Origin of the sequence: Chryseobacterium camelliae, assembly GCF_002770595.1 — a bacterium.
Taxonomy (GTDB): Bacteria; Bacteroidota; Bacteroidia; order Flavobacteriales; family Weeksellaceae; genus Chryseobacterium; species Chryseobacterium camelliae.
The window spans coordinates 123,545-143,389 of the sequence record NZ_CP022986.1; the positions used below are offsets into that span (position 1 = coordinate 123,545).

Consider the following 19,845-nt stretch of genomic DNA (forward strand, 5'->3'; position numbering starts at 1 on the left):
TGATATGAATATTTGTTATTATGAATGTAAAAATAATGAATTTTAATAAGATGACCTGCCTTTTCATGCTGTTTTTTAGCGCATGCGTTTTCGGGCAACGGGATTCTGTCATTGCCAGGCCGCTGAACCAATATCCGCAGGAGCTGCTAAAAACAGATGAATTCGGAAACAAGTATTACTACGATGAAAAGCAGAAGGCTAAAATCTACGAAATAAACGGTGAAACAGTGGTGGTAATGGATGAGCTGGTCCTGCTGAACAAGCCCAGGTTCAATAACCAACTGGACAGGAATTACTATTATTTTCTCAATAAAAAATTATACCGGGTATACCCTTTATTCCTGACCGCCTTACAGCAGTACAGGGATATCCGTAAAGATATGTCGAACATGGACAGCAAAACCAAAAGGCAGTTCATGAAGGACCGGCAGAAAATGCTTGCCGACCAGTATGAAAAACAGCTGAGAGACCTTACCACTACGGAAGGGCAGATATTTGGGAAGCTGATGAACCGGGCTACCGGCAAAAACGTCTATGAAATTATCAAGGAACTGAGAGGGGGATGGAGCGCTTTCTGGTGGAATGTAAAAGGAAAGATGGCTGATATCGATCTTAAGGACCAGTATAATCCTCATGTGAACCGTACGGATGAATTCCTGGAATCCCTGTTGCAGTCCAACTGGAATTCAGGGTACCTTCAGCCTTATCCGGGGGCCAGTGATTTCAGAGTCAGAAAATAAAAAAGAAATTCCTGTAGCATTACAGGAATTTTTCTTTTAATTTATCGAAGACAATTTTATCTACCGGAAGTACAAAAGGATTATCCTCCCTGTTGATATCAATCCATTCCGTTTTTTCAATACATGGATCCAGGATCAGGAAATCTTCTTCATTCAAGATGTCAACCAGATAATAAATCGTCAGCAGCTGTTCATTTTCTTTAAACCTTGACACCAGGAAATGTTCCTGCGTATATAAGTGGCTTACAATATCAATTTTTACATTAAGTTCCTCGTCAAATTCACGGTGAAGGCAATCCAGTACTCCCTCGCCATATTCTAATCCGCCGCCCGGAAATTTCATCAGTGGCTCACCGGCATATTCTTCAAATAAGGTCAGTACTTTCTGGTCTTTTACAACGCAGGCATATACCCTGATGTTGATGTTGTCTATCATATGTCCTATTTTGTAAGGCTAAAATACGTAAAAATGATTAAAGTGGGGTGGTAGTGGTATTGTTGTATTCACGTATTTATGTATTTACGTCTTCATGTCTTTATGATAATATATATAGTATAATGTATAATGTATAATGTATAATGTATAATGTATAATGTATCGCTTATACCTCTTGTAATATGTAAGTATTATTCATCACTCATCAATTATCAATTATCATTCATTACCTATTGCTCATAACTTCACTGCGTTGATCATTTCCCTTTTCCCGGGAGGGCCCTGTTTTTTTTCCACTGTGAAACCGAGCTCCTGAAGGATCCTGCGTACGCTGCCTTTGGATGAATAGGTTGTTAATAATCCGTTCATGCTCATTTTGTCAGCAACCAGTTCAAATAGGGGCTTTTCCCATAAGTCCGGTTGAACCCTCGCACCGAAGCAGTCATAGTAAACCAGGTTTATTTTCGGTAAATCGATGGTTTTCAGGTCGAAAAAGTCGCACTGGATTTTATGAAGGTAAAAGCCTGTAATGATTTCCACCGGTTTTTCCCATTCCGCATCATGAATTTTATGATAAATATTTTTGAATTCAGGGTTATCAAAGAGTTCAAAATAGGCGAGATCATTTACTTCTGATTCATTTACCGGATATTTTTCAAGGGAAAAATAATGGATGACATGATTTTTGTCAGTTTTTAAATATTCATTAATTGTTACCAAAACATTTAGACCTGTACCAAAACCCAGTTCTAAAATATTAATTTCGTAATCATTAATCAGATTCATTCCGTTTTTAATAAACACATGTTCCGCTTCCTGTAGCGCTCCGTGATGTGAATGGTAATTTTCATTCAATTCATTGATAAACAGTGTTTTGCTGCCGTCATTCGTGGTCTTTATTTCTCTTTTCAATCTATTTTTTGTCAAATTTACTCCAAAATTTTTATATTTGGAAAATTATGTTAAATTTGTGGAACATCATAAAAAATTTTAGAAATGATAATTCAAAAAACTGAAAACTCCAGAATTTCTGCATTCGACCCGGATAACTTTTCATTTGGAAATACTTTTGTTGATCACATGATCATCTGTGAGTATGAGAATGGAACATGGGGCGATGTAAAATTAGTACCGTACGGTCCGATCCCTTTTACACCTGCTATGATGGGGGTAAATTACGGACAGGCTTGTTTCGAAGGAATGAAAGCTTATAAAGATAAGGACGGGCAGGTTTTCCTTTTCAGGCCTGAAAAGAATTTTGAACGTATCAATAAATCAGCAAAACGTCTTGCGATGCCGGAAGTTACGGAAGAGATGTTCATCGACGGACTTAAAGCTCTTGTGGATATCGACCGAAACTGGATCCCGGACGGGGAAGGAATGTCCCTGTATATCAGACCCCTGATTTTCGCTACCGAAGAAGCGCTTAAAGCGAGAATAGCGAACAAATATATGTTTGCTATTGTAGCGACACCGGCAAAAAGCTATTACACCGAACCGGTTTCCGTGAAAATTTCAGATCATTATTCAAGAGCTGCAAGCGGAGGAGTAGGTTCTGCCAAAGCAGCAGGAAATTATGCCGCTTCTTTTTACCCTACCCAACTGGCTATTGAAGAAGGCTATGAGCAAATCATCTGGACCGATGATGCGACTCATGATTATTTTGAAGAAAGCGGAACGATGAACGTATTCGTAAGAATCAACGATACGATTTATACCCCTCCGACTTCCGAAAAAATCCTGGACGGTGTTACCAGAGACAGTTTTATCCAATTGGCAAAAAGGAGAGGAATAGATGTAAGAGTAGAGCCTATTAAAGTTACTGACGTTATCGAAGCCCAGAAAAACGGTACGCTGAAAGAAGTATGGGGTGTAGGAACAGCAGTGGTAACAACAATCTTCCAGGCATTAGGATATAAAGGTGAAAAGCTTTCCCTTCCTCAGCTTTCTGATGAAGAGAGCTATGCGGCACAGCTTAAAAAAGACTTGGTTGACTTGCAGAGCAACCTTTCAGAAGATCCGTTCGGATGGAGGGTGCTGGTAGAAAAAAACATCCTTGAAACAGTATAAGGTTATATAACGACTTTATCATCATAAGGCTGTCTCAAAAGTAAAATACACTCAGAGAATCTCCTGAAACGATTCTTAGAGAAGGTTTTATTTATGAGACAGCTTTTTGTTTGTATGAAACACATAAAAGACGGCATTTTGACCTAGCAGAATAGGAATGCTTCAGATACCCGGATTACGGAGACCTCCGGTAATAAAGAAAGTGATACTACCGGTTAATATACAATGATCAGACAACAATACATTTGATAAGCAAAAAACCGGCTATTAAAGTCGGTTTTTATCTTCATTCTCATATGTGTTAGCATTTCAGAACTGTTCATCAGTCAGTTCTCGATTTGCCATACTTCCTGCAATTCCACCTGAAGAAACGGCGTAAGAAACAGAACGCATCATGGCTGAATTATCTCCACAGGCAAAAACTCCCCTGACTGTTGTTTTCTGAAAATTATCAATCTTGATGTAACCCTGCTCGGTAAGCTCACAGCCTAAAGAAACAGGAATGTCAGAATGTTGCCGGAACGGAACCGATGAATAAGCGACATCAAAACTCATTTTTTTCCCGTTTTTAAAAATTACATTTTTAAGCTGTCCGTTTTCATGTTCTATTTCTGTAATTTTATCTTCTACAACATTTATATTGTGGTTGTTCAGTTTTGCCGTTTGTCCAGCATTGAATTCGGCTTTTCCCTGGGGTAGAATGGTAATGTTATCGGTCAGATTATTAACCAACGAGCTTAGGTGAAATGCTTTTTCTCCGTTTGCCATAATTCCTGTTGTATGCCCGCTGAATTCGTATCCATGGCAATACGGACAATGGATCAGGGATATGCCCCAACATTCTGAAAACCCTTTAATATCAGGCATTATGTCTTTTATCCCTGTGGCGAAAATGAGTTTTTTCGATGCCAATGTTTCGCCGGTTTCAATGGTAATTTGAAAACCATTCTCGTTTTGGGTTCCACTCACGGCAAAACCGTTAAGAAATTGTACCGTATCGTATTTCAAAACCTGGGCTCTGGCTTTTTCAGCTATTTCACCGGGTTTTACTCCATCCTGGGTGATGAAATTATGTGAATGTGGTGTTTGGCGGTTACAGGGCATACCGTTATCAATAATTAAAACATCGCGCATGGAACGTCCTAAAGCCATTGCTGCTGATAGCCCCGCGTAACTTCCGCCGATAATGATTACATCTAGATTTTTATGATTTGTCATACTGTTGAATTTTTAAATTTGGTTAACAGAAAGGCAGAACCATTAGGGTTAGTATGAACATTCCCTGTTGTAAGGATTCCTGTCTGATGATTACCCGTTTAATTTGATTATTTTTTAAGTATTAAAGCTTCTAATTCAATTTCAACCATGATTTCGGGCATCCCAAGTTCCTTGACGCCAATCCAGCTTCCTGTAGGAAAGTGTTTTTTTGTAAATTTCCTTTCTGTAAGAAGCATTTTTATGAAGCTCTCCCATATTGGTTGTATAGATATTTTCAAGTATGACATCGTCATAAGTACAGCCATAATGTTTTAATATTTTATCCAGGCTTGCGTAGCAATTTTTCATTTGTTGCCGATAGTCGTTTTTTGCAGTGGGATTTCCTTTCTCGTCAATACTGATGATGCCTCCTATTTTTACGAGATTACCCACTCTGACGGCCTGAGTATAACCATACGTTTTTTCTAATTTGGGACGGAGGAGAAAGTAGTCAGGCCTTTCCGTCTTTTCAATTTCATTGGTCGTCCTGTCGGCTTTTTGAGGCTCCTGAGAGCAACTATGGAAAAGAAGGGATAACAGCAGGGGAGCTGTTGCCCTGAGAGCGGTTTTTGCAGATCGGATGTGTGTGTTCATAATCTTTAATGTATTTGACACAAAGATAAATAAGTTTTCTTTAATGCAACATTTTTGCATTAATTAAATGCGAATAATTTGCATTAAATTTGCAGAAGAACAATAAAAAGATGAAACGCAGAAACACACCGTCCAAAGCAGCAGTCCTGGAACTATTGGTAAAAGCGGGGAAAGCGATGAGTCGTGATGCTATCGAGGAAAAGATTGATGTACCAATGGACAGGGCTACGATATACAGAGTACTGAACCGCTTTTGTGAAGATGGAGTAGTCCATAAAATAGTTGCCGAAGATGGCAAACAGTATTTTGCAGTCTGTATAAAGTGTGACGAAAATAGTTTTACGGACAATCATTTTCATTTTCGATGCACCCATTGCCAGACTATTGAATGCCTGCCGGAAGCCGTTCATTTCTCAGTTCCCGGCGGTTACCGTGTAGAAAGTGTGAATTGCATCCTCACAGGACTTTGTAAGCGTTGCTCGGGGAAATAATAGCTCAACCTTCATCAGGGAGAAAATTGCGTTTAGGAAAGCAATTTCTTATTAATGAAACCAGGAGTAACATAGGGAATACAGGAGTTAAGTCCTGCTTGTTTTACACTTTTATTCTCCGCAAAGTGCTGGTCCGTAGATTTATCTTTGGTGATGTGAGAAAAAGATTTTTGCTGCCTGGTTATTATTTTAAAGTCATTGTTTTTGTAATTGATTCCTGAAATGTGTATTTTCGCACCACCTATGAAAAACATTGTTTTCTTATCCATTCTCCTGCTTACCGGCTGCAACCGGAAAGCTGCCGAAACACACCCTCCTGTAGGAGGCGTCCTGAGCCGCAGCGATCTTGATATTTCCAGGGAAAGGATGAAGAACCTGAATGCTACGGAGCGGAGACAGATCCAGGAATGGATCGCGACCCAGCCCGTAAAATTCTATGCTATGCCGCTTAATTACTGGGTGAACGCACAGGATTTCAGCGGAAGAGCAAGAAGGGAAGACAATACGCTGATCTCCTATTCTTATGATCTTTATGATTTTGACCAGACCAAGATCTATGACCAACCTATTGAACGGAGAGAAGCCAAGTTCGGACACTTTGATGAACTGAAAGCGGTAGAAAATGCTTTGCGGTATATCCATGATGGCGAGGAAGTTACCCTGTTGGTTCCGTCTGCTCTGGCGTACGGTACATACGGAGATGAGAAAAAAATAGATAACGACATTCCCCTGATCATAAAATTAAAAGCATTATAAATGAAATTGTTTAACAAAAATATAATTCTGGCAGCGGCAAGTGTTTCGCTGATGAGTTGTACACCAATTTATAAAAAAATGAACGTAGACAAAGAAACTTACGAAGGTCTTAATGACGGACTCTATGCTAACCTTCAGACGTCCAAAGGAAACATGATTGTGAAGTTTGAGGATAAGAAAGCTCCGGTTACCGTAGCGAACTTCATCGGTCTTGCCGAAGGTAAAATTGATAACAAAGCGAAGGCTAAAGGTGTTCCTTTCTATGACGGAACCATCTTCCACAGAGTGATCAAGGATTTCATGATCCAGGGAGGAGACCCTCAGGGAACAGGGATGGGAGATCCGGGATATAAGTTTGAGGATGAAAGAAACGACCTGAAGCACACCGCAAAAGGGACGCTTTCCATGGCGAATTCAGGACCGAATACCAACGGATCGCAATTCTTTATTACGGAAGTGGCTACGCCATGGCTGGACGGAAGACACACGATCTTCGGGAAAGTAGTAAAAGGAGAGGATGTGATTGATGCGATTGCCAACGTAGAAAAAGGTCCTCAGGACAAGCCTAAAACTGATGTTGTTCTTGAGAAAGTATCCGTATTCAGCAAAGGAGACGAATACAAGAACTATGATCCTGCAAAGACTTTCAACGAAGGAAAAGCAAAAATAGCAGAAAACAATAAAGCATATATTGCCAAAGAAGAAGCTGAGAAAAAAAGAAAAGAAGAGGAATTCAAAGCTAACCAGCTGAAAATGGTGGAAGACCTGAAAGCAGGAATGCAGAAAACGGAATCCGGACTGTATTATAAAATCACCAAGACCACTGCAGGAAAGGCTCCGAAATCGGGGGATAATGTATCGGTACATTATGCAGGAAAACTGGTTGACGGAACCGAATTCGATTCTTCATTCAAAAGAAATGAGCCGATCGACATTCCAATCGGAATGGGAAGAGTGATCAAAGGCTGGGACGAAGGGATTCTTTTGCTGAAAGAGGGTGAAACGGCTACTTTACTGATCCCGCCGGCAATGGGTTACGGGGAAAGAGGAGCAGGAGGTGTGATCCCGCCTAATGCATGGCTGGTTTTCGATGTTGAACTTGTAAAAGTACAGTAATATTATCTGAATAAAACTCAAGAGCCATCCGTAAGGATGGCTTTTTTTATTGTCTGAAGCATATTTTGTAACGACCTGCACTCATTCATCGACTGATTCAACTGAAAGAGAGTATGATTAATATAATCTGATCATTTTAATGATGCTTTCATTTTAATCAAAATCTATCAACTAAAATATCTGAATCATCATGAAAAGAAAAACACTTATGTTCCTGTTTGTTATGCTGTCCTTTCTGGTCTTTGCCCAGAATAAGGCGAATCCTGATGAGGCATCTATAAAAAAATCTCTAACTTACTTTATGAATAGTATTAAAGACAAAAAAATTGATCAGGGAGTAAACTGCATCTATCCAAAGCTTTTTATAGTAATTCCCAAAGATCAAATGACCCAGATATTAAATATGACTTATAATAACCCATTCATGAAAATTGATATGAGTAATTTGAAGTTTGGGAATATAGAACTTCCTAAACAAATTAATGGAGAGTACTTTTCTATTGTTGATTACTTTTTTCATCTTAAATGTGATGTAGGATCTTTAAATGATGAAATGAAAAAACGATTGAACGCAGCTTTTATAAGCAAGTATGGTAAAAATAATGTGAAATATATTGCTGCTGAAAGTTCTTATTTTGTTAACGCTCATATGAGAGCTTGCGCAGTTTCTAAAAATAGAAAAAATTGGCAGTTTATAATTCTCGAAAAGGAATATAAGCCTCATCTTATAAGGGTCTTGCCAAAGAAAATCCTTGATAAAATCTAACAGGTCATCCATATCCAATAAAAAGGCTGCCTCATGTGAGACAGCCTTTGGTTTGAAAAACTGAAATTGCAGAGTTATATATTCCTCTCTAATTTTTTCCTGATTTGCATCTTCTTTCTGTTCAATGAACTGATGAACAGGGCACTGAAACCTCCGTAGGCGATCAGGGCAACCAGATATACCATCAGGTTATTAAAGCTGATATTAGATACGTATAATAAAACGGAGAAAACCGCAAATACAAATAATAAGGCGATACTCAGCATGTGTGTCTGAGTTAAACTTTTTGGAGTGTTGGTCGTCATTTCTTTTACATTCTTCATTGTTAATAATTTTAAAAATTAAACTTAATATTTTGTAGCCCTGATGGAACTGATCTAAAGTATGAACAGAGCTATTCTTCCTGATACCCTATAATACTTTTACTTCCATGGAATTCGATATTCCAGAAAGCGGATTCATGATACAACAAGGTGATGGTGTTAACTCGGAAGACGGCTGTTCATCAGCCAGTATATTTTCAGAGTCAGATACGGAAAATCCGTGGTAATACCTTATTTTTCATCATCATAGCGTGGTTTTATTAAAGCATTATGTAGCTATTTCCGTGCCAAATTTCATTAAACAGGGAATGTTATCAAAAACTCAGGTGAAAAATGATGATAAGGTGATACCTGATTGCAGATCTGAATGATGAATACATAAGCCCGCTGATTTTCAGCGGGCTTATGTAGATCAGTCGATAAATCAATATTTTTGCTGTATCACCAGTTTTTATCAATCATATAGATCAGCTGTGTCATTGCAACCGCCCCGAGCAGAAGCTCCCTCCGGTTTACTTTATCAAACGTATCTTCTTCTGTATGGTGGATGTCAAAGTAGCGTTGTGAATCCGGAACCAGCTCGGCAGTCGGGACGCCCATATCATGAAGCGGATAAAGATCGGTCCCAGAAAACCTTCCTTCAAAATTGTAGACGCCATACGGAAAGAACAGGTTCGCCCAGCTTTTGATCTGATTGATTTTCTGTACATCCATTTCCATGGAAATTCCCCGGGGTGCAAAGCCTCCCGCATCGGATTCGATCGCAAAAAGATGCTTTTCATGGTTTTCTTTTGCGGCTTTACCGTAGGCTATTCCGCCTTTTACGCCATTTTCCTCATTGGCAAAACACACTACCCGGATCGTATGCCGGTTAGGTATGCCCAGCTTTTTGAACGTCCTCAGCACTTCTATGCTCTGTACAATTCCTGCTCCGTCATCATGGGCACCTTCACCTACATCCCAGGAATCTAAATGACCTCCCACGACAATAACCTCCCGGTCTTGATGACCGGTGATCTCACCGATAACAGAATGGGACAGCTTTTCGCCCTTCATACCGCAGTGGGAATTCAGTTTAAGGGTTACTTTTCCATTTTTCAGCATTCCAGCCAGTTCGTCTGCAACGGTAGTACCGATTGCTACGGCAGGGATTTTAGGATACTGTTCATCATAACGCATGCCTCCCGTATGGGGTACGTTATCAAAAGCTGAGGAAAGGGAGCGGATCACTGCAAATTTTCCGCCTTTCTTTGCTGTAAGGGAAGCTGCATTGACTCTGTATTTTGCCGCGTCACTATAGCCTTTGAAGGTTTCGACAAAGGACTGGCTGAACGGGTAATTGAAAAAGACAACCTTACCTTTTACCTGATCTGCCGGAAGTTTCTCATATTCTTCGAGCGACTGTACCATAATGACCTCTCCGGAGACATCTTTACCTCGGGTGCCTTCTGAATTCCCTAATGAAAGCATCTTTACGGATTTCCACTGTCCGTTCCCGGTCTGGATCTGTAATGATTCTTTTCCTCTTTCCCAGACCGGGATCATCACTTCCTGAAGCCAGACTTTATCCGCACCGGCTGCCCGAAGCTCTTTTGCTGCCCATTGTACTGCTTTTTCATAAGATGCTGAACCGCTGAGGCGGTGGCCTATATTTTGGGTCAGATCCCTTAATTCGGTATAAGCTGTTCCGTTATTCAGGATTTCGGTGGAAATCTTTGCAAACTGCAGGGAATCTTCTTTTTGCTGGCCGTAGGCCATCATACTGCTTATGAGTACAGCAGTGCATAGTATATTCTTCATGATCTGTCATGCATAATTATTGTTGTTCCTGTTTTAATATTTTATTTCTACATCAAGCTGCCTGCCTTCTGCCTCTGCTTTTTTATCCATTGAAGCACCTAATGCCATTCCGATGGTCATTCCTATCGGAAGTCCTATACCGAGAAATGCCATATTGCCCAATAAAAACCCGAAGGCGATTCCAATAGGCAGTCCGAATGTTGCCAGACCCGCCGCCAGCCACATAGTATGGTAATAATTTTTAGGGACCAGCTTATATTCTTTTTCAAGCATTTTAAGGATGCCTGTCTGCTTTTCCTTTAATAGTTTTGATAAAGCTTTATCCTTTAAAGAAGTGGAATTGATTACTCCTACCTGCTGATTAATAGTTTCTTTGGTCTGATCGGATATGTCTTTCTTTTCAAGTTCATCCAGTAAAGCCTTCAGCTGCTGATACAGCAGTTCAGATCTCTTATCGGCTACAAGTTCGGGATTAAGCCGGAGTGTACTCATCTTTTTCATTTGATTCGGTTTATTAAAACATATTGAATTCCGATACTTTATAAGCAGAGTTGCCTACCAGTTTTTATCAATCATCAGGACCATCTGGGTAAGGACTGTGGCACCCAGCAGAAGTTCCCTCTTATTCACCTTGTCAAAGCTGTCTTCCGTGGAGTGGTGGTAATCAAAATACCGCTGCGGATCTACTACCAGCTCGGCCAGAGGAATATCCAGCTGCTTCAGGGGAGAAATATCCTGGATTGCATTGGTCTGGTCAAAATCATATACGCCGTACGGCAGGAAATAATTTTTCCATTCAAAGATCTGCTTTCTCCGTTGGGGCGGCATATCCAGGGAAAATCCTCTCGGGGAATATCCGCCGGCATCCGTTCCCATTGCAAAAACGTGTTTCTCTTCTTTTTTCTTCACGTATGCGGTATAGACTTCATGGCCCTGGCCGCCGTTTTCACTGTTGGCAAACAGAACGATCCTGATCGTATGATTATTCTGTATTCCGAGCGCTTTGAGGGTCCTCAGGATTTCAATACACTGCACGACGCCGGAGCCGTCATCATGGGCACCCTCTGCAAAATCCCAGGAATCCAGCTGTGCACCAATCATGATGACTTTTGAATCTTTCTTTCCTGGAATTTCAGCAATGATATTGGGATTGGTGGTATCTCCTTTAGGCTCAGCAGACATATTGATCTTTGCTGTAACCTTCTGTTTTTTGAGCAATTTTTCGAGTTCATCCGCAGATCTTACACCGATGGTTAAAGCAGGAATCCTGACTTTATCATCCGGCTCGTAGTACACCATCTTAGCATGGGGAGTATCATCGAAAGCCGTTGTCAGCGACCGGATGATCAGTGCTTTTGCCCCGGTTTTGGCAATCACTGAAGCGGAAATCAGCTTGGATTTGGCAGCAGTAAGGTAGGCGTCACTGGTATTGATGACCGTGGGATCCATCGGCAGGTTGACGAAAACAATTTTATCCTTCAGCTTCCCTATCTGTAAGGCATTCAGTTCCGCAGTGCTGCTGATCTGTACGATTTCCCCCGTAAGGTCTTTTCCGCCGGTCCCTTCAGAATTTCCGAATGAAAGCATCCTGATGCTTCTCCAGTCTCCATTCCCCGCTTTTATCTGCAGGGATTCTCTTCCCCTGATCCATACCGGGACTTTGGCTTCCTGCCTCCAGATCATTTCAATGCCTATATCCTTAAGCTTCTTTTCTGCCCATTCCACAGCCCTGGCATAGCCCGGAGTTCCGCTGAACCGCGGCCCGATTCCTTTGGTCAGTTCCCCCAGATTGTCATAAGCCGTACCATGGGTCATGACCTCATCAGAAATCTTTTTGAATTCATCATGGTAATTGGATTTTACAGATGCGTAGGGTTTTTTTGAAAGTTTCTTCAGCGGTTTTTTCTGAGAAAATAAAAATCCACTCAAAAAGAGTGGAATTATAATGAATGCTTTTTTCATTTTTTATCAACCTATCTTTTCCATCGCTAAAAGTAGGAAAAAAACAGGAATATTAAGACTTCATGTCATACATTAAAAGGGCTGTAACCAATTTAGGCTCAATGAATGTACATTTTGGCGGCATGCTCAGTTTAAGGTCCGATATTTTGATCATATCATTGAAACTGACCGGGTAGATCCCGAATCCTGCCTTACCTTCGCCATGGTCCACTTTTTCCTTCAGCAGGGCAATTCCTTCCAGGTTGGAAGTCCCTTTGACGTAGCTGATTTTTTCAGAACTGTCCGGATCTTCGATTTTCAGGATGCTTTTGAATATGTATTTATCCAGGAGGTGATGGTCAAGATTATCCAGTGACATTTCCTGTGATCGCAGGTCATGCTTCACGTGAAGCGAATAAAATTTACCGTCCATGTACATGGAGATATGGAACTTCTGGGAAGGATAGTACGCTGTTTCCCCTTTTTCGTGAATCAGGAAGTACTGCTCCAGCTGCTTCAGGAAATCTGCCGGGCTCAGTTCTCCCAGGTCACTGACTATCCTGTTGTAGTCATGGATTTTGATGGATTGGTTGGATACGATGAAGCTGTACACAAAATTGTATGGTTCTGTTCCGTTATGCCTTTTGTTTTTATCTTTCTGGTGCTTGGCATTCAGCGCCGTGGATCCGATCCTGTGGTGGCCGTCTGCAATATAAAAAGAGTCGATCTGGTCTATAACTTCCTTAAACTGCTGCAGTTTCAGGCGGTTATCAATCTTCCATATTTTATGGCGGATACCTTTGGTATCAACATGGTTAAAGATCGGGACATTTTTCTCCTCATGGTTCATGAGCAGTTCGATCTTGGAATTGGAAGGGTAGGTGAGCAGTACCGGTTCGGCCTGCAGGTTTACCTTTTCCAGGTAATGCGCCAGTTTTTCTTTTTTCTGGGGAATGGTGCTTTCGTGTCTTTTGATCTTTCCGTTCCAGAAATCTTCGATGCTGGCCAGTCCCAAAAGCCCCCTGAAGATCTGCTTGTTAGGGTAGATCTGCTCATACAGGTAATAGGCGGAACTGTCCTGGACGAGTTTATTTTCATCCAGCAGTTCTTCAAAGGTTGCCCGGATCTTCCTGAGGTTCCGGTCAATATCCTTTGATTTGCTTACCACATAGGGCTTGATCATATGGATGTAGGTATTCTCAACTTGAGCTTTCTCTGTGATCTCCTCCTGGGTGAAATTATCCAGGGGGTGGGTAGGGAAAGTACTCTCCAGGTCTTTATGAGGTCTTATTCCGCGGAAAGGTTTAAAAACAGGCATATTTTATTGTATAGTTTCTTTTTGCAGCTTAATAATCTGTTCGGCAAGTTCGAGTCCGATTTTCTCCTGGGCGTCTACCGTATTTCCTCCTACGTGCGGGGAAAGCGACAGGGCAGGGTTCATCAGCAGGGGCAGTTCCGGTGCCGGTTCGTTTTCAAAAACATCCAGCGCTGCTCCGGCTACTTTTCCGGATTCTATAAAGTCGATCAAAGCTACTTCGTTAATCACACCGCCTCTTGCAGTGTTCACAATATAGACTCCATCTTTCATTTTTTCAAATTCAGCTGTGTCTATGATATATTCATTCGTTTTAGGCGTATTGATGCTGATAAAATCGGTATCCTTAAGGAAGGCATCGGTATCATTGGAAGACGTAACCTCAAAATTCAGCGACTGTCCGTCAAAAAATTCGAGTGTAAGCGTTTCGGTTCTCGGTTTTCGGGTCAGCACTTTCACTTTCATACCTAAAGCTATCCCCATTTTGGCTACTTCCTGTCCGATGCTCCCGAAACCGATTATACCTAGGGTCTTTCCGGAAAGCTCATAGGCTTTGCTGAATGACTTTTTCATGGCATTGAAATGGGTTTCGCCTTCTAGCGGCATCAGCCGGTTGGATTCGTGCAGGAACCTGGCCAGGGAAAAGAAATGTCCGAAGACAAGCTCCGCTACAGATTTTGATGATGCATTAGGAGTGTTAATTACACGGATTCCTTTGCTTCGGGCATATTCCACATCAATATTATCCATCCCGATCCCGCCTCTGCCGATAACCTTCAGGCCCGGGCAGGCATCAATGATATCCTGGCGTACTTTCGTTACGCTTCTTACAAGGAGCACATCTACCTTGTTATCATTAATGAAACCAATAACATGGTCTTGGGCAACCTTGTGATCCAGCACCTCAATGCCGGCGTGCTTCAGGGCTGATGCTCCGGATTCGGAAATACCGTCGTTTGCTAAAACTCTCATATATTCAGGGTCTAGTAGTTAATAATTTAAAGATGCATGGAATAGACCGGTCTGCAAATTAAGAAAATTAAAAATAATTTTGATTATTTTTAATCACTTGTCTGTAAGGCAGATATTATCCGATGGATTTCATAACGTCTACCAAAATCTGTACGCTTTCGAGAGGCAGGGCATTATAAAGGCTGGCCCTGTAACCACCTAAGCTTCTGTGACCGTTCAGTCCGCTTACGCCGGCTGCTTTCCAGGCTGCTTCAAACTCCTCTTTCCTGCTGTCGTCCGTAATCCTGAATGACACGTTCATCAGAGAGCGGTCTTCTTCAGCACAGAACGTTTCAAATAAAGGATTCCTGTCGATTTCATCATACAGCAGCTTTGCCTTGGCTATGTTTCTCGCTTCAGCCGCCTCAATGCCTCCATTCTTTTCCAGGTATTGCAGGGTAAGAAGGGATGCATATACAGGGAATACCGGTGGGGTATTGTACATGGATTCCTTGGCGATGTGCTGCGAATAATCCAGCATCGAAAGCATATTGTCTCTTCCTGTTTTTCCTAAAATATCTTTTTTAATGACTACCAATGTTACTCCGGCAGGACCCATGTTTTTCTGGGCACCGGCATAAATCAGGTCAAATTTCGAAAAGTCCAGCTGTCTTGAGAATATATCGGAGCTCATATCACAAACCATCAGGGTATCCACCTCAGGAAAAGATTTCATCTGAGTCCCGTAGATGGTATTGTTGGAAGTACAGTGGAAATAATCATATTCTGCACCTACGGTATAATCTTTCGGGATGTATGAATAATTGTCTGCCTTTGAAGAGCCTACTACATCAACTGTTCCCAGTTTTGCGGCTTCCTTAATCGCTCCGGCAGCCCATGTGCCTGTATCCAGGTATGCAGCTTTTCCCCCTACTTTCATCAGGTTGTACGGTACCATGGCAAACTGAAGGCTTGCACCGCCTCCCAGGTAAAGTACTTCATAATCATCACCAAGGTTCATCAGCCTTTTTACGATGGCTCTTGCCTCATCCATTACAGCTACGAAATCCTTGCTTCTGTGGGAGATCTCCAAGATGGATAATCCCATTCCGTTAAAATCTAAAATAGCTTCTGCAGATTTTTCAAATACCTCATGAGGCAGGATGCATGGCCCTGCGCTAAAGTTATGTTTCTTACTCATATTGTTATTTTTTTTACAGGACCTGGTGTGCCTGTGGATTCATTATTATTGGATATCAGGAAAAAGACTTAAAAAAACCGCCTCATACTGGATGAGACGGCATGTATTATTCACCGTGTAAAAACGCTTTTTTATTAAGCAGGGTTTCTTCAGACTCTACATGGTCCTCGTCCGGAACACAGCAGTCTACAGGGCAAACCGCAGCACACTGAGGTTCTTCGTGGAAACCTTTACACTCTGTACATTTATCTGTAACAATAAAGTATACGTCATCACTTACCGGTTCCTGTGGTGCATCTGCATTTACAGTAAGTCCGGACGGTAATGTTACCGTTCCTTTGAGAGCAGTCCCTTCAGAAGCTTTCCAGTCTACGGCCCCTTCATATATGGCATTGTTCGGGCATTCCGGTTCGCAGGCGCCGCAGTTAATGCATTCATCAGTTATTTTAATAGCCATCGCTAATTTTTTTTAAATTTGCACAAAATTACAAAATATTCCCCAAATTTACAGTAATTATGCATACCGAAAATCAAGTTTTAGGGCTTACGAAGCTGGGCCGCTATATCCATACCTATCTGACGGAAAGTCCTGAAAGCCAGGCAGAGAACTATTCTGAGCTGGAAACAGTGATGAGGAAATCCCATATGGAAAACCCGTGGTTTACCATTGAAAGCCAGAAGTTTGCCCTTGAAGAATGGGCCGGGCTCCTTACCGGAGATACCTTAAGGCAGTGGCTGCAGGGCTATTCGGTTTCAGAAACGCCGAAAAAGGTAGGTCTCATCCTTGCCGGAAATATTCCGCTGGTAGGATTTCATGATGTCATCTCTGTGATTCTCAGCAATCATATTCCTCTGATCAAGCTGTCCTCTAAAGACCGCTACATGATTCCTTTTCTGCTCAGGAAGTGGAATGAGTTTTCAGATAGCGGGATACGTTACGAACTGGTCGAAAGGCTGGAGGATTTCGATGCCGTGATTGCCACAGGGAGCAACAATACTGCGAGATACCTTGAATATTACTTCAAAAACCATCTGAGCATCATCCGTAAGAACAGGACTTCAATGGCTGTCCTTAAAGGCGATGAAACCGATGAGGAGCTCCAACTGCTGGCAGAGGATATTTTCCATTATTTCGGATTGGGGTGCAGGAATGTTACCCGTCTTTTTATTCCGAAAGATTTTCTTATTGACCGCCTTTTTGAAAACTTCCTGAATTTCAGTGATATCATCAACCATCACAAATATGCCAATAATTACGATTATAACCGTGCAATATACCTGCTGAACCAGGAAAAGTTCTGGGACAATAATTTTGTGATGCTGAAAGAGGATGAGAAATTGTTCAGTCCTTTATCAGTAATCAACTTCAGCCGGTACGAGTCCCTGGATGACGTTAGGGAATTTCTTGCAGACCATTCGCAGGACATCCAGTGTATTGTGGCCAAGGATGAGTTGGGATTGGATTCTATTCCGTTTGGGCAGGCCCAGCATCCCGGCCTGGATACCTATGCCGACAATGTAGATACCATGAAATTTCTTGAAGTACTCTGAAAAATTTAATATCTTAGACACAAAAAATTATACACTATGTTTACAAACACTTTAGTCGCCCATTCTTCGGATACCGAAAAGGCAGACTTTTATAAGAAAACGTATATCCACCTTGCTTTATCCGTGCTTGCCTTTATCGGCGTTGAAACCATTCTTCTCCGCACAGTACCTGTAGAGGTTATCGCCATGATGTTTGGGCAGAGGTATACATGGCTGCTGATCATCGGGGTATTCTGGCTGGCTTCCGTGCTGGCAAGCCGCTGGTCTTTGTCGCAGAGCAGAAGCACACAGTACTTCGGTTTAGGATTTTATATAGTTCTTGAAGCCGTCATCTTTTTGCCGCTTATTTATATGGCTTCTGCTACGGCAGGAGGGCAGGTGATCTTCCAGGCTGCCATGCTGACGATTGCCATGTTTGCAGGATTGTCTATCGTGGCATTCACTTCCAAAAGGGATTTTTCTTTCTTGAGAAACATCATGATTATCGGAGGTTTTATTGCCCTCGGACTGATTGTTGCCGGAGCGATTTTCGGGTTTAACCTGGGCCTTTGGTTTTCAGTAGGAATGGTCATCCTGGCATCTGCAGGGATCCTGTACGAAACCAATAAGCTTCAGAACACGTACACCACCGGACAATATGTAGGAGCATCTTTACAGCTGTTTGCTTCCATTATGCTGTTGTTCTGGTATATCCTGAGGATTTTAATGAGCAGGAGAAGCTAGTGAAGTTATAAGTTTTAAGTTATGAGTTATGAGTTATGAGTTATGAGTTATGAGTTATGAGTGCTTATAGCTGTCATACATAAAAATCCCGGTGCTATTGAAGAGTACCGGGATTTTTTATTGGGTCTGAACGTTAATTCAGATCATGGTTTACTTATCGATAGAACCTAATACTTTCTGGGCAAATGAATTCAAAGCATCTTTCTCGCTCATTCCGTTCTGCACATTGGCATGAACTTCAAGGGCTCCGCAGATATTGGTAATCAGTTCTCCGGCAACATTCAGGTCCTCCTCACTGGTTCCCCTGAATTCGCAGAAGCTTTCCAGTACCTCCAGTGTCTTTTCAAGGTTTTCAGGGGTCTGGTTCTGATAGAATTGTCTAATTACAGGTAACTTCATAACTATAATTCGTTGAATAGGTTGATTAAACTTTCCGCCTGGTTGCTCTGCACCTGGTTAACCAGCTCACCGTTCCTGAAGATGGCAAACGTAGGCAGGTTATCCACCTTGGCCAGCTTCCTGCTTTCAGGCAGTTTTTCAGCGTCAACATATAAAAACGGAATGCTGTCGTTCTCTGCAGCCAGTTTTTTGAATTTCGGCTTCATAATCCTGCAGTTCCCACACCAGGTAGCACCATACTGTACCACTACCTTTTCATTGTCATTTACGATGTTCTGCAGTGTATCTTCTGTTAATTCTGTGTACATAAGGATAATTTAAATTTGGAAATTTGGAAATGTGTTAATGAGCAGGCAGCATTGATCATCATAATATTGATTCCTTGCCTTATTAAAAAGAAGATGAGATAATTCTAAATAATCTTATCAGATAATTTCAAATTATCTCATCATCACATTAACACATTATGCTAGTTTTTCGCTAAATACTCGGCGGTAGAAGAACGGTCTGCTTTCATGGCATCTTTTCCTTCTTCCCAGTTTGCAGGGCAAACTTCTCCATGCTTCTGTACGTGTGTGTACGCATCGATCAGCCTTACATATTCTTTTACATTTCTTCCCAACGGCATATCGTTTACAGACTCATGGAAGATTTTTCCTGTTTCGTCAATCAGGTATGTTGCTCTGTAAGTAACATTAGATCCTGTAAATGTTTCGTTTCCTTCTTCATCGTACTCGAAATCCTGATCTACAATACCTAAAGCATTGGCTAGTTGTCTGTGGGTATCCGCTAAAAGAGGATACGTAACCCCTTCGATCCCTCCGTTATCTTTTGGGGTGTTCAGCCATGCGAAGTGTACTTCGTTGGTATCGCATGAAGCACCGATTACTTTAGTGTTTCTTTTTTCAAACTCACCTAAAGCCTCCTGGAAAGCATGAAGTTCCGTAGGGCATACGAAAGTGAAATCTTTCGGGTACCAGAATAACAAAACTTTCTGCTGGTTGGAAGTAGCTTCTTCAAAGATGTTGATTCTAAGATCATCACCCATTTCAGACATCGCATCTACTGTTAAACTCGGGAATTTTTTTCCTACTAAAGACATAATTGTATATTTTTTAATTTTAATTTTCTGATGCAAATTTAAAACCATATCATCTATCAAACCTAATGTTTCTGATAAATAAAATCTATGTTTGTTTTTGATGGTAAATAACAGCAAAAGGCTTTAAAAAATAACTTTTGAGGTATTTTTTTATATTTTTGTTTACTATAAAATTGCTATAAGTATTTTTATAAAAATTGTTTAAAATTTTTAATCAATCACAAAAGAAATAAAAGTTTTTGACCTCTAGAATTTTTAAGATGATGGCTTTGAGATAATGAGAGAGTTATGGTTTTAAAAATCTTACTAGAGG

23 protein-coding genes are annotated in these 19,845 nt (G+C 41.2%); 8 read left to right on the top strand and 15 right to left on the bottom strand.

Translation table 11 applies throughout. The features are described from left to right. Positions 1-35: 35 nt before the first annotated feature. Positions 36-740 carry a DUF4294 domain-containing protein gene (locus tag CGB83_RS00570; protein ID WP_100077433.1) on the top strand — a complete coding sequence of 235 codons (705 nt, stop codon included), beginning with the start codon at positions 36-38 and terminating at the stop codon, positions 738-740. A gap of 19 nt (positions 741-759) precedes the next feature. Here CGB83_RS00570 and CGB83_RS00575 read toward each other — a convergent pair whose 3' ends face one another. Both CGB83_RS00575 and mnmC2 read right to left on the bottom strand, forming a co-directional pair. After that, the gene (locus tag CGB83_RS00575; RefSeq protein ID WP_100074017.1) at positions 760-1,176 is read right to left on the bottom strand and encodes an NUDIX hydrolase; all 417 of its coding nucleotides are present in this window, start codon (positions 1,174-1,176) and stop codon (positions 760-762) included. A 237-nt stretch (positions 1,177-1,413) separates the two neighbouring features. Further along, entirely contained in the window at positions 1,414-2,088 is a 675-nt protein-coding gene (gene mnmC2, locus CGB83_RS00580) for a tRNA (5-methylaminomethyl-2-thiouridine)(34)-methyltransferase MnmC2 (RefSeq protein WP_100074018.1), read from the bottom strand. An 84-nt stretch (positions 2,089-2,172) separates the two neighbouring features. On the opposite strand from mnmC2, the gene CGB83_RS00585 reads away from it, so the two are divergent. Next, entirely contained in the window at positions 2,173-3,246 is a 1,074-nt protein-coding gene (locus tag CGB83_RS00585; RefSeq protein ID WP_100074019.1) for a branched-chain amino acid aminotransferase, read from the top strand. 309 nt (positions 3,247-3,555) lie between these two features. Here CGB83_RS00585 and CGB83_RS00590 read toward each other — a convergent pair whose 3' ends face one another. Together CGB83_RS00590 and CGB83_RS00595 are read right to left on the bottom strand one after the other, a co-directional pair. After that, the gene (locus CGB83_RS00590; RefSeq protein ID WP_100074020.1) at positions 3,556-4,464 is read right to left on the bottom strand and encodes an NAD(P)/FAD-dependent oxidoreductase; all 909 of its coding nucleotides are present in this window, start codon (positions 4,462-4,464) and stop codon (positions 3,556-3,558) included. A 141-nt stretch (positions 4,465-4,605) separates the two neighbouring features. Further along, positions 4,606-5,097, bottom strand: coding sequence for a RidA family protein (locus tag CGB83_RS00595; protein ID WP_335621870.1), 492 nt, complete (start codon positions 5,095-5,097; stop codon positions 4,606-4,608). 110 nt (positions 5,098-5,207) lie between these two features. On the opposite strand from CGB83_RS00595, the gene CGB83_RS00600 reads away from it, so the two are divergent. The 4 genes from CGB83_RS00600 to CGB83_RS00615 all read left to right on the top strand — a co-directional run bounded on the left by CGB83_RS00600 (position 5,208) and on the right by CGB83_RS00615 (position 8,226). Further along, a complete protein-coding gene (locus CGB83_RS00600; RefSeq protein ID WP_100074021.1) occupies positions 5,208-5,588 on the top strand; it encodes a Fur family transcriptional regulator in 381 nt (126 codons plus the stop codon). A gap of 243 nt (positions 5,589-5,831) precedes the next feature. Further along, positions 5,832-6,344, top strand: coding sequence for an FKBP-type peptidyl-prolyl cis-trans isomerase (locus CGB83_RS00605; protein ID WP_100074022.1), 513 nt, complete (start codon positions 5,832-5,834; stop codon positions 6,342-6,344). Between the two features lie 78 nt (positions 6,345-6,422). Continuing rightward, the gene (locus tag CGB83_RS00610; RefSeq protein WP_172954727.1) at positions 6,423-7,460 is read left to right on the top strand and encodes a peptidylprolyl isomerase; all 1,038 of its coding nucleotides are present in this window, start codon (positions 6,423-6,425) and stop codon (positions 7,458-7,460) included. A gap of 190 nt (positions 7,461-7,650) precedes the next feature. Further along, positions 7,651-8,226 carry a hypothetical protein gene (locus tag CGB83_RS00615; RefSeq protein ID WP_100074023.1) on the top strand — a complete coding sequence of 192 codons (576 nt, stop codon included), beginning with the start codon at positions 7,651-7,653 and terminating at the stop codon, positions 8,224-8,226. A 74-nt stretch (positions 8,227-8,300) separates the two neighbouring features. Here CGB83_RS00615 and CGB83_RS00620 read toward each other — a convergent pair whose 3' ends face one another. The 8 genes from CGB83_RS00620 to CGB83_RS00655 all read right to left on the bottom strand — a co-directional run bounded on the left by CGB83_RS00620 (position 8,301) and on the right by CGB83_RS00655 (position 16,214). Beyond that, positions 8,301-8,549: a hypothetical protein gene (locus tag CGB83_RS00620; RefSeq protein ID WP_100074024.1), complete on the bottom strand. Its 249-nt coding sequence runs from the start codon at positions 8,547-8,549 to the stop codon at positions 8,301-8,303. A gap of 441 nt (positions 8,550-8,990) precedes the next feature. Beyond that, complete coding sequence (locus CGB83_RS00625; protein ID WP_100074025.1) at positions 8,991-10,349, bottom strand: M28 family peptidase; 1,359 nt, start codon at positions 10,347-10,349, stop codon at positions 8,991-8,993. Positions 10,350-10,382: 33 nt separating this feature from the next. Continuing rightward, on the bottom strand, positions 10,383-10,850 hold the full coding sequence (locus tag CGB83_RS00630; RefSeq protein ID WP_100074026.1) for a hypothetical protein: 468 nt from the start codon (positions 10,848-10,850) through the stop codon (positions 10,383-10,385). A gap of 54 nt (positions 10,851-10,904) precedes the next feature. Beyond that, positions 10,905-12,311, bottom strand: a complete 1,407-nt coding sequence (locus tag CGB83_RS00635) for a M28 family peptidase (protein ID WP_100074027.1) — start codon at positions 12,309-12,311, stop codon at positions 10,905-10,907. A 52-nt stretch (positions 12,312-12,363) separates the two neighbouring features. After that, entirely contained in the window at positions 12,364-13,608 is a 1,245-nt protein-coding gene (locus tag CGB83_RS00640; protein ID WP_100074028.1) for a DUF1015 domain-containing protein, read from the bottom strand. Between the two features lie 3 nt (positions 13,609-13,611). Then, on the bottom strand, positions 13,612-14,577 hold the full coding sequence (locus tag CGB83_RS00645) for a D-2-hydroxyacid dehydrogenase (RefSeq protein WP_100074029.1): 966 nt from the start codon (positions 14,575-14,577) through the stop codon (positions 13,612-13,614). 115 nt (positions 14,578-14,692) lie between these two features. Continuing rightward, on the bottom strand, positions 14,693-15,757 hold the full coding sequence (gene serC, locus CGB83_RS00650; protein ID WP_100074030.1) for a 3-phosphoserine/phosphohydroxythreonine transaminase: 1,065 nt from the start codon (positions 15,755-15,757) through the stop codon (positions 14,693-14,695). 106 nt (positions 15,758-15,863) lie between these two features. Next, positions 15,864-16,214, bottom strand: coding sequence for a 4Fe-4S binding protein (locus CGB83_RS00655; protein ID WP_100074031.1), 351 nt, complete (start codon positions 16,212-16,214; stop codon positions 15,864-15,866). 59 nt (positions 16,215-16,273) lie between these two features. Between CGB83_RS00655 and CGB83_RS00660 the strand changes: the two genes are divergently transcribed. Both CGB83_RS00660 and CGB83_RS00665 read left to right on the top strand, forming a co-directional pair. After that, positions 16,274-17,308 (top strand): acyl-CoA reductase, encoded by a 1,035-nt coding sequence (locus tag CGB83_RS00660; RefSeq protein ID WP_100074032.1) that lies wholly within the window; start codon positions 16,274-16,276, stop codon positions 17,306-17,308. Positions 17,309-17,344: 36 nt separating this feature from the next. After that, complete coding sequence (locus CGB83_RS00665) at positions 17,345-18,031, top strand: Bax inhibitor-1/YccA family protein (protein WP_100074033.1); 687 nt, start codon at positions 17,345-17,347, stop codon at positions 18,029-18,031. A gap of 150 nt (positions 18,032-18,181) precedes the next feature. Here the strand turns inward: CGB83_RS00665 and CGB83_RS00670 are convergent, their stop codons facing one another. From CGB83_RS00670 to CGB83_RS00680, 3 genes are all read right to left on the bottom strand, one after another. Then, the gene (locus CGB83_RS00670; RefSeq protein WP_002980002.1) at positions 18,182-18,430 is read right to left on the bottom strand and encodes a DUF6952 family protein; all 249 of its coding nucleotides are present in this window, start codon (positions 18,428-18,430) and stop codon (positions 18,182-18,184) included. 2 nt (positions 18,431-18,432) lie between these two features. After that, a complete protein-coding gene (locus tag CGB83_RS00675; protein ID WP_100074034.1) occupies positions 18,433-18,738 on the bottom strand; it encodes a thioredoxin family protein in 306 nt (101 codons plus the stop codon). A 161-nt stretch (positions 18,739-18,899) separates the two neighbouring features. Then, positions 18,900-19,532, bottom strand: coding sequence for a peroxiredoxin (locus CGB83_RS00680; RefSeq protein WP_100077435.1), 633 nt, complete (start codon positions 19,530-19,532; stop codon positions 18,900-18,902). Positions 19,533-19,845: the final 313 nt, after the last annotated feature.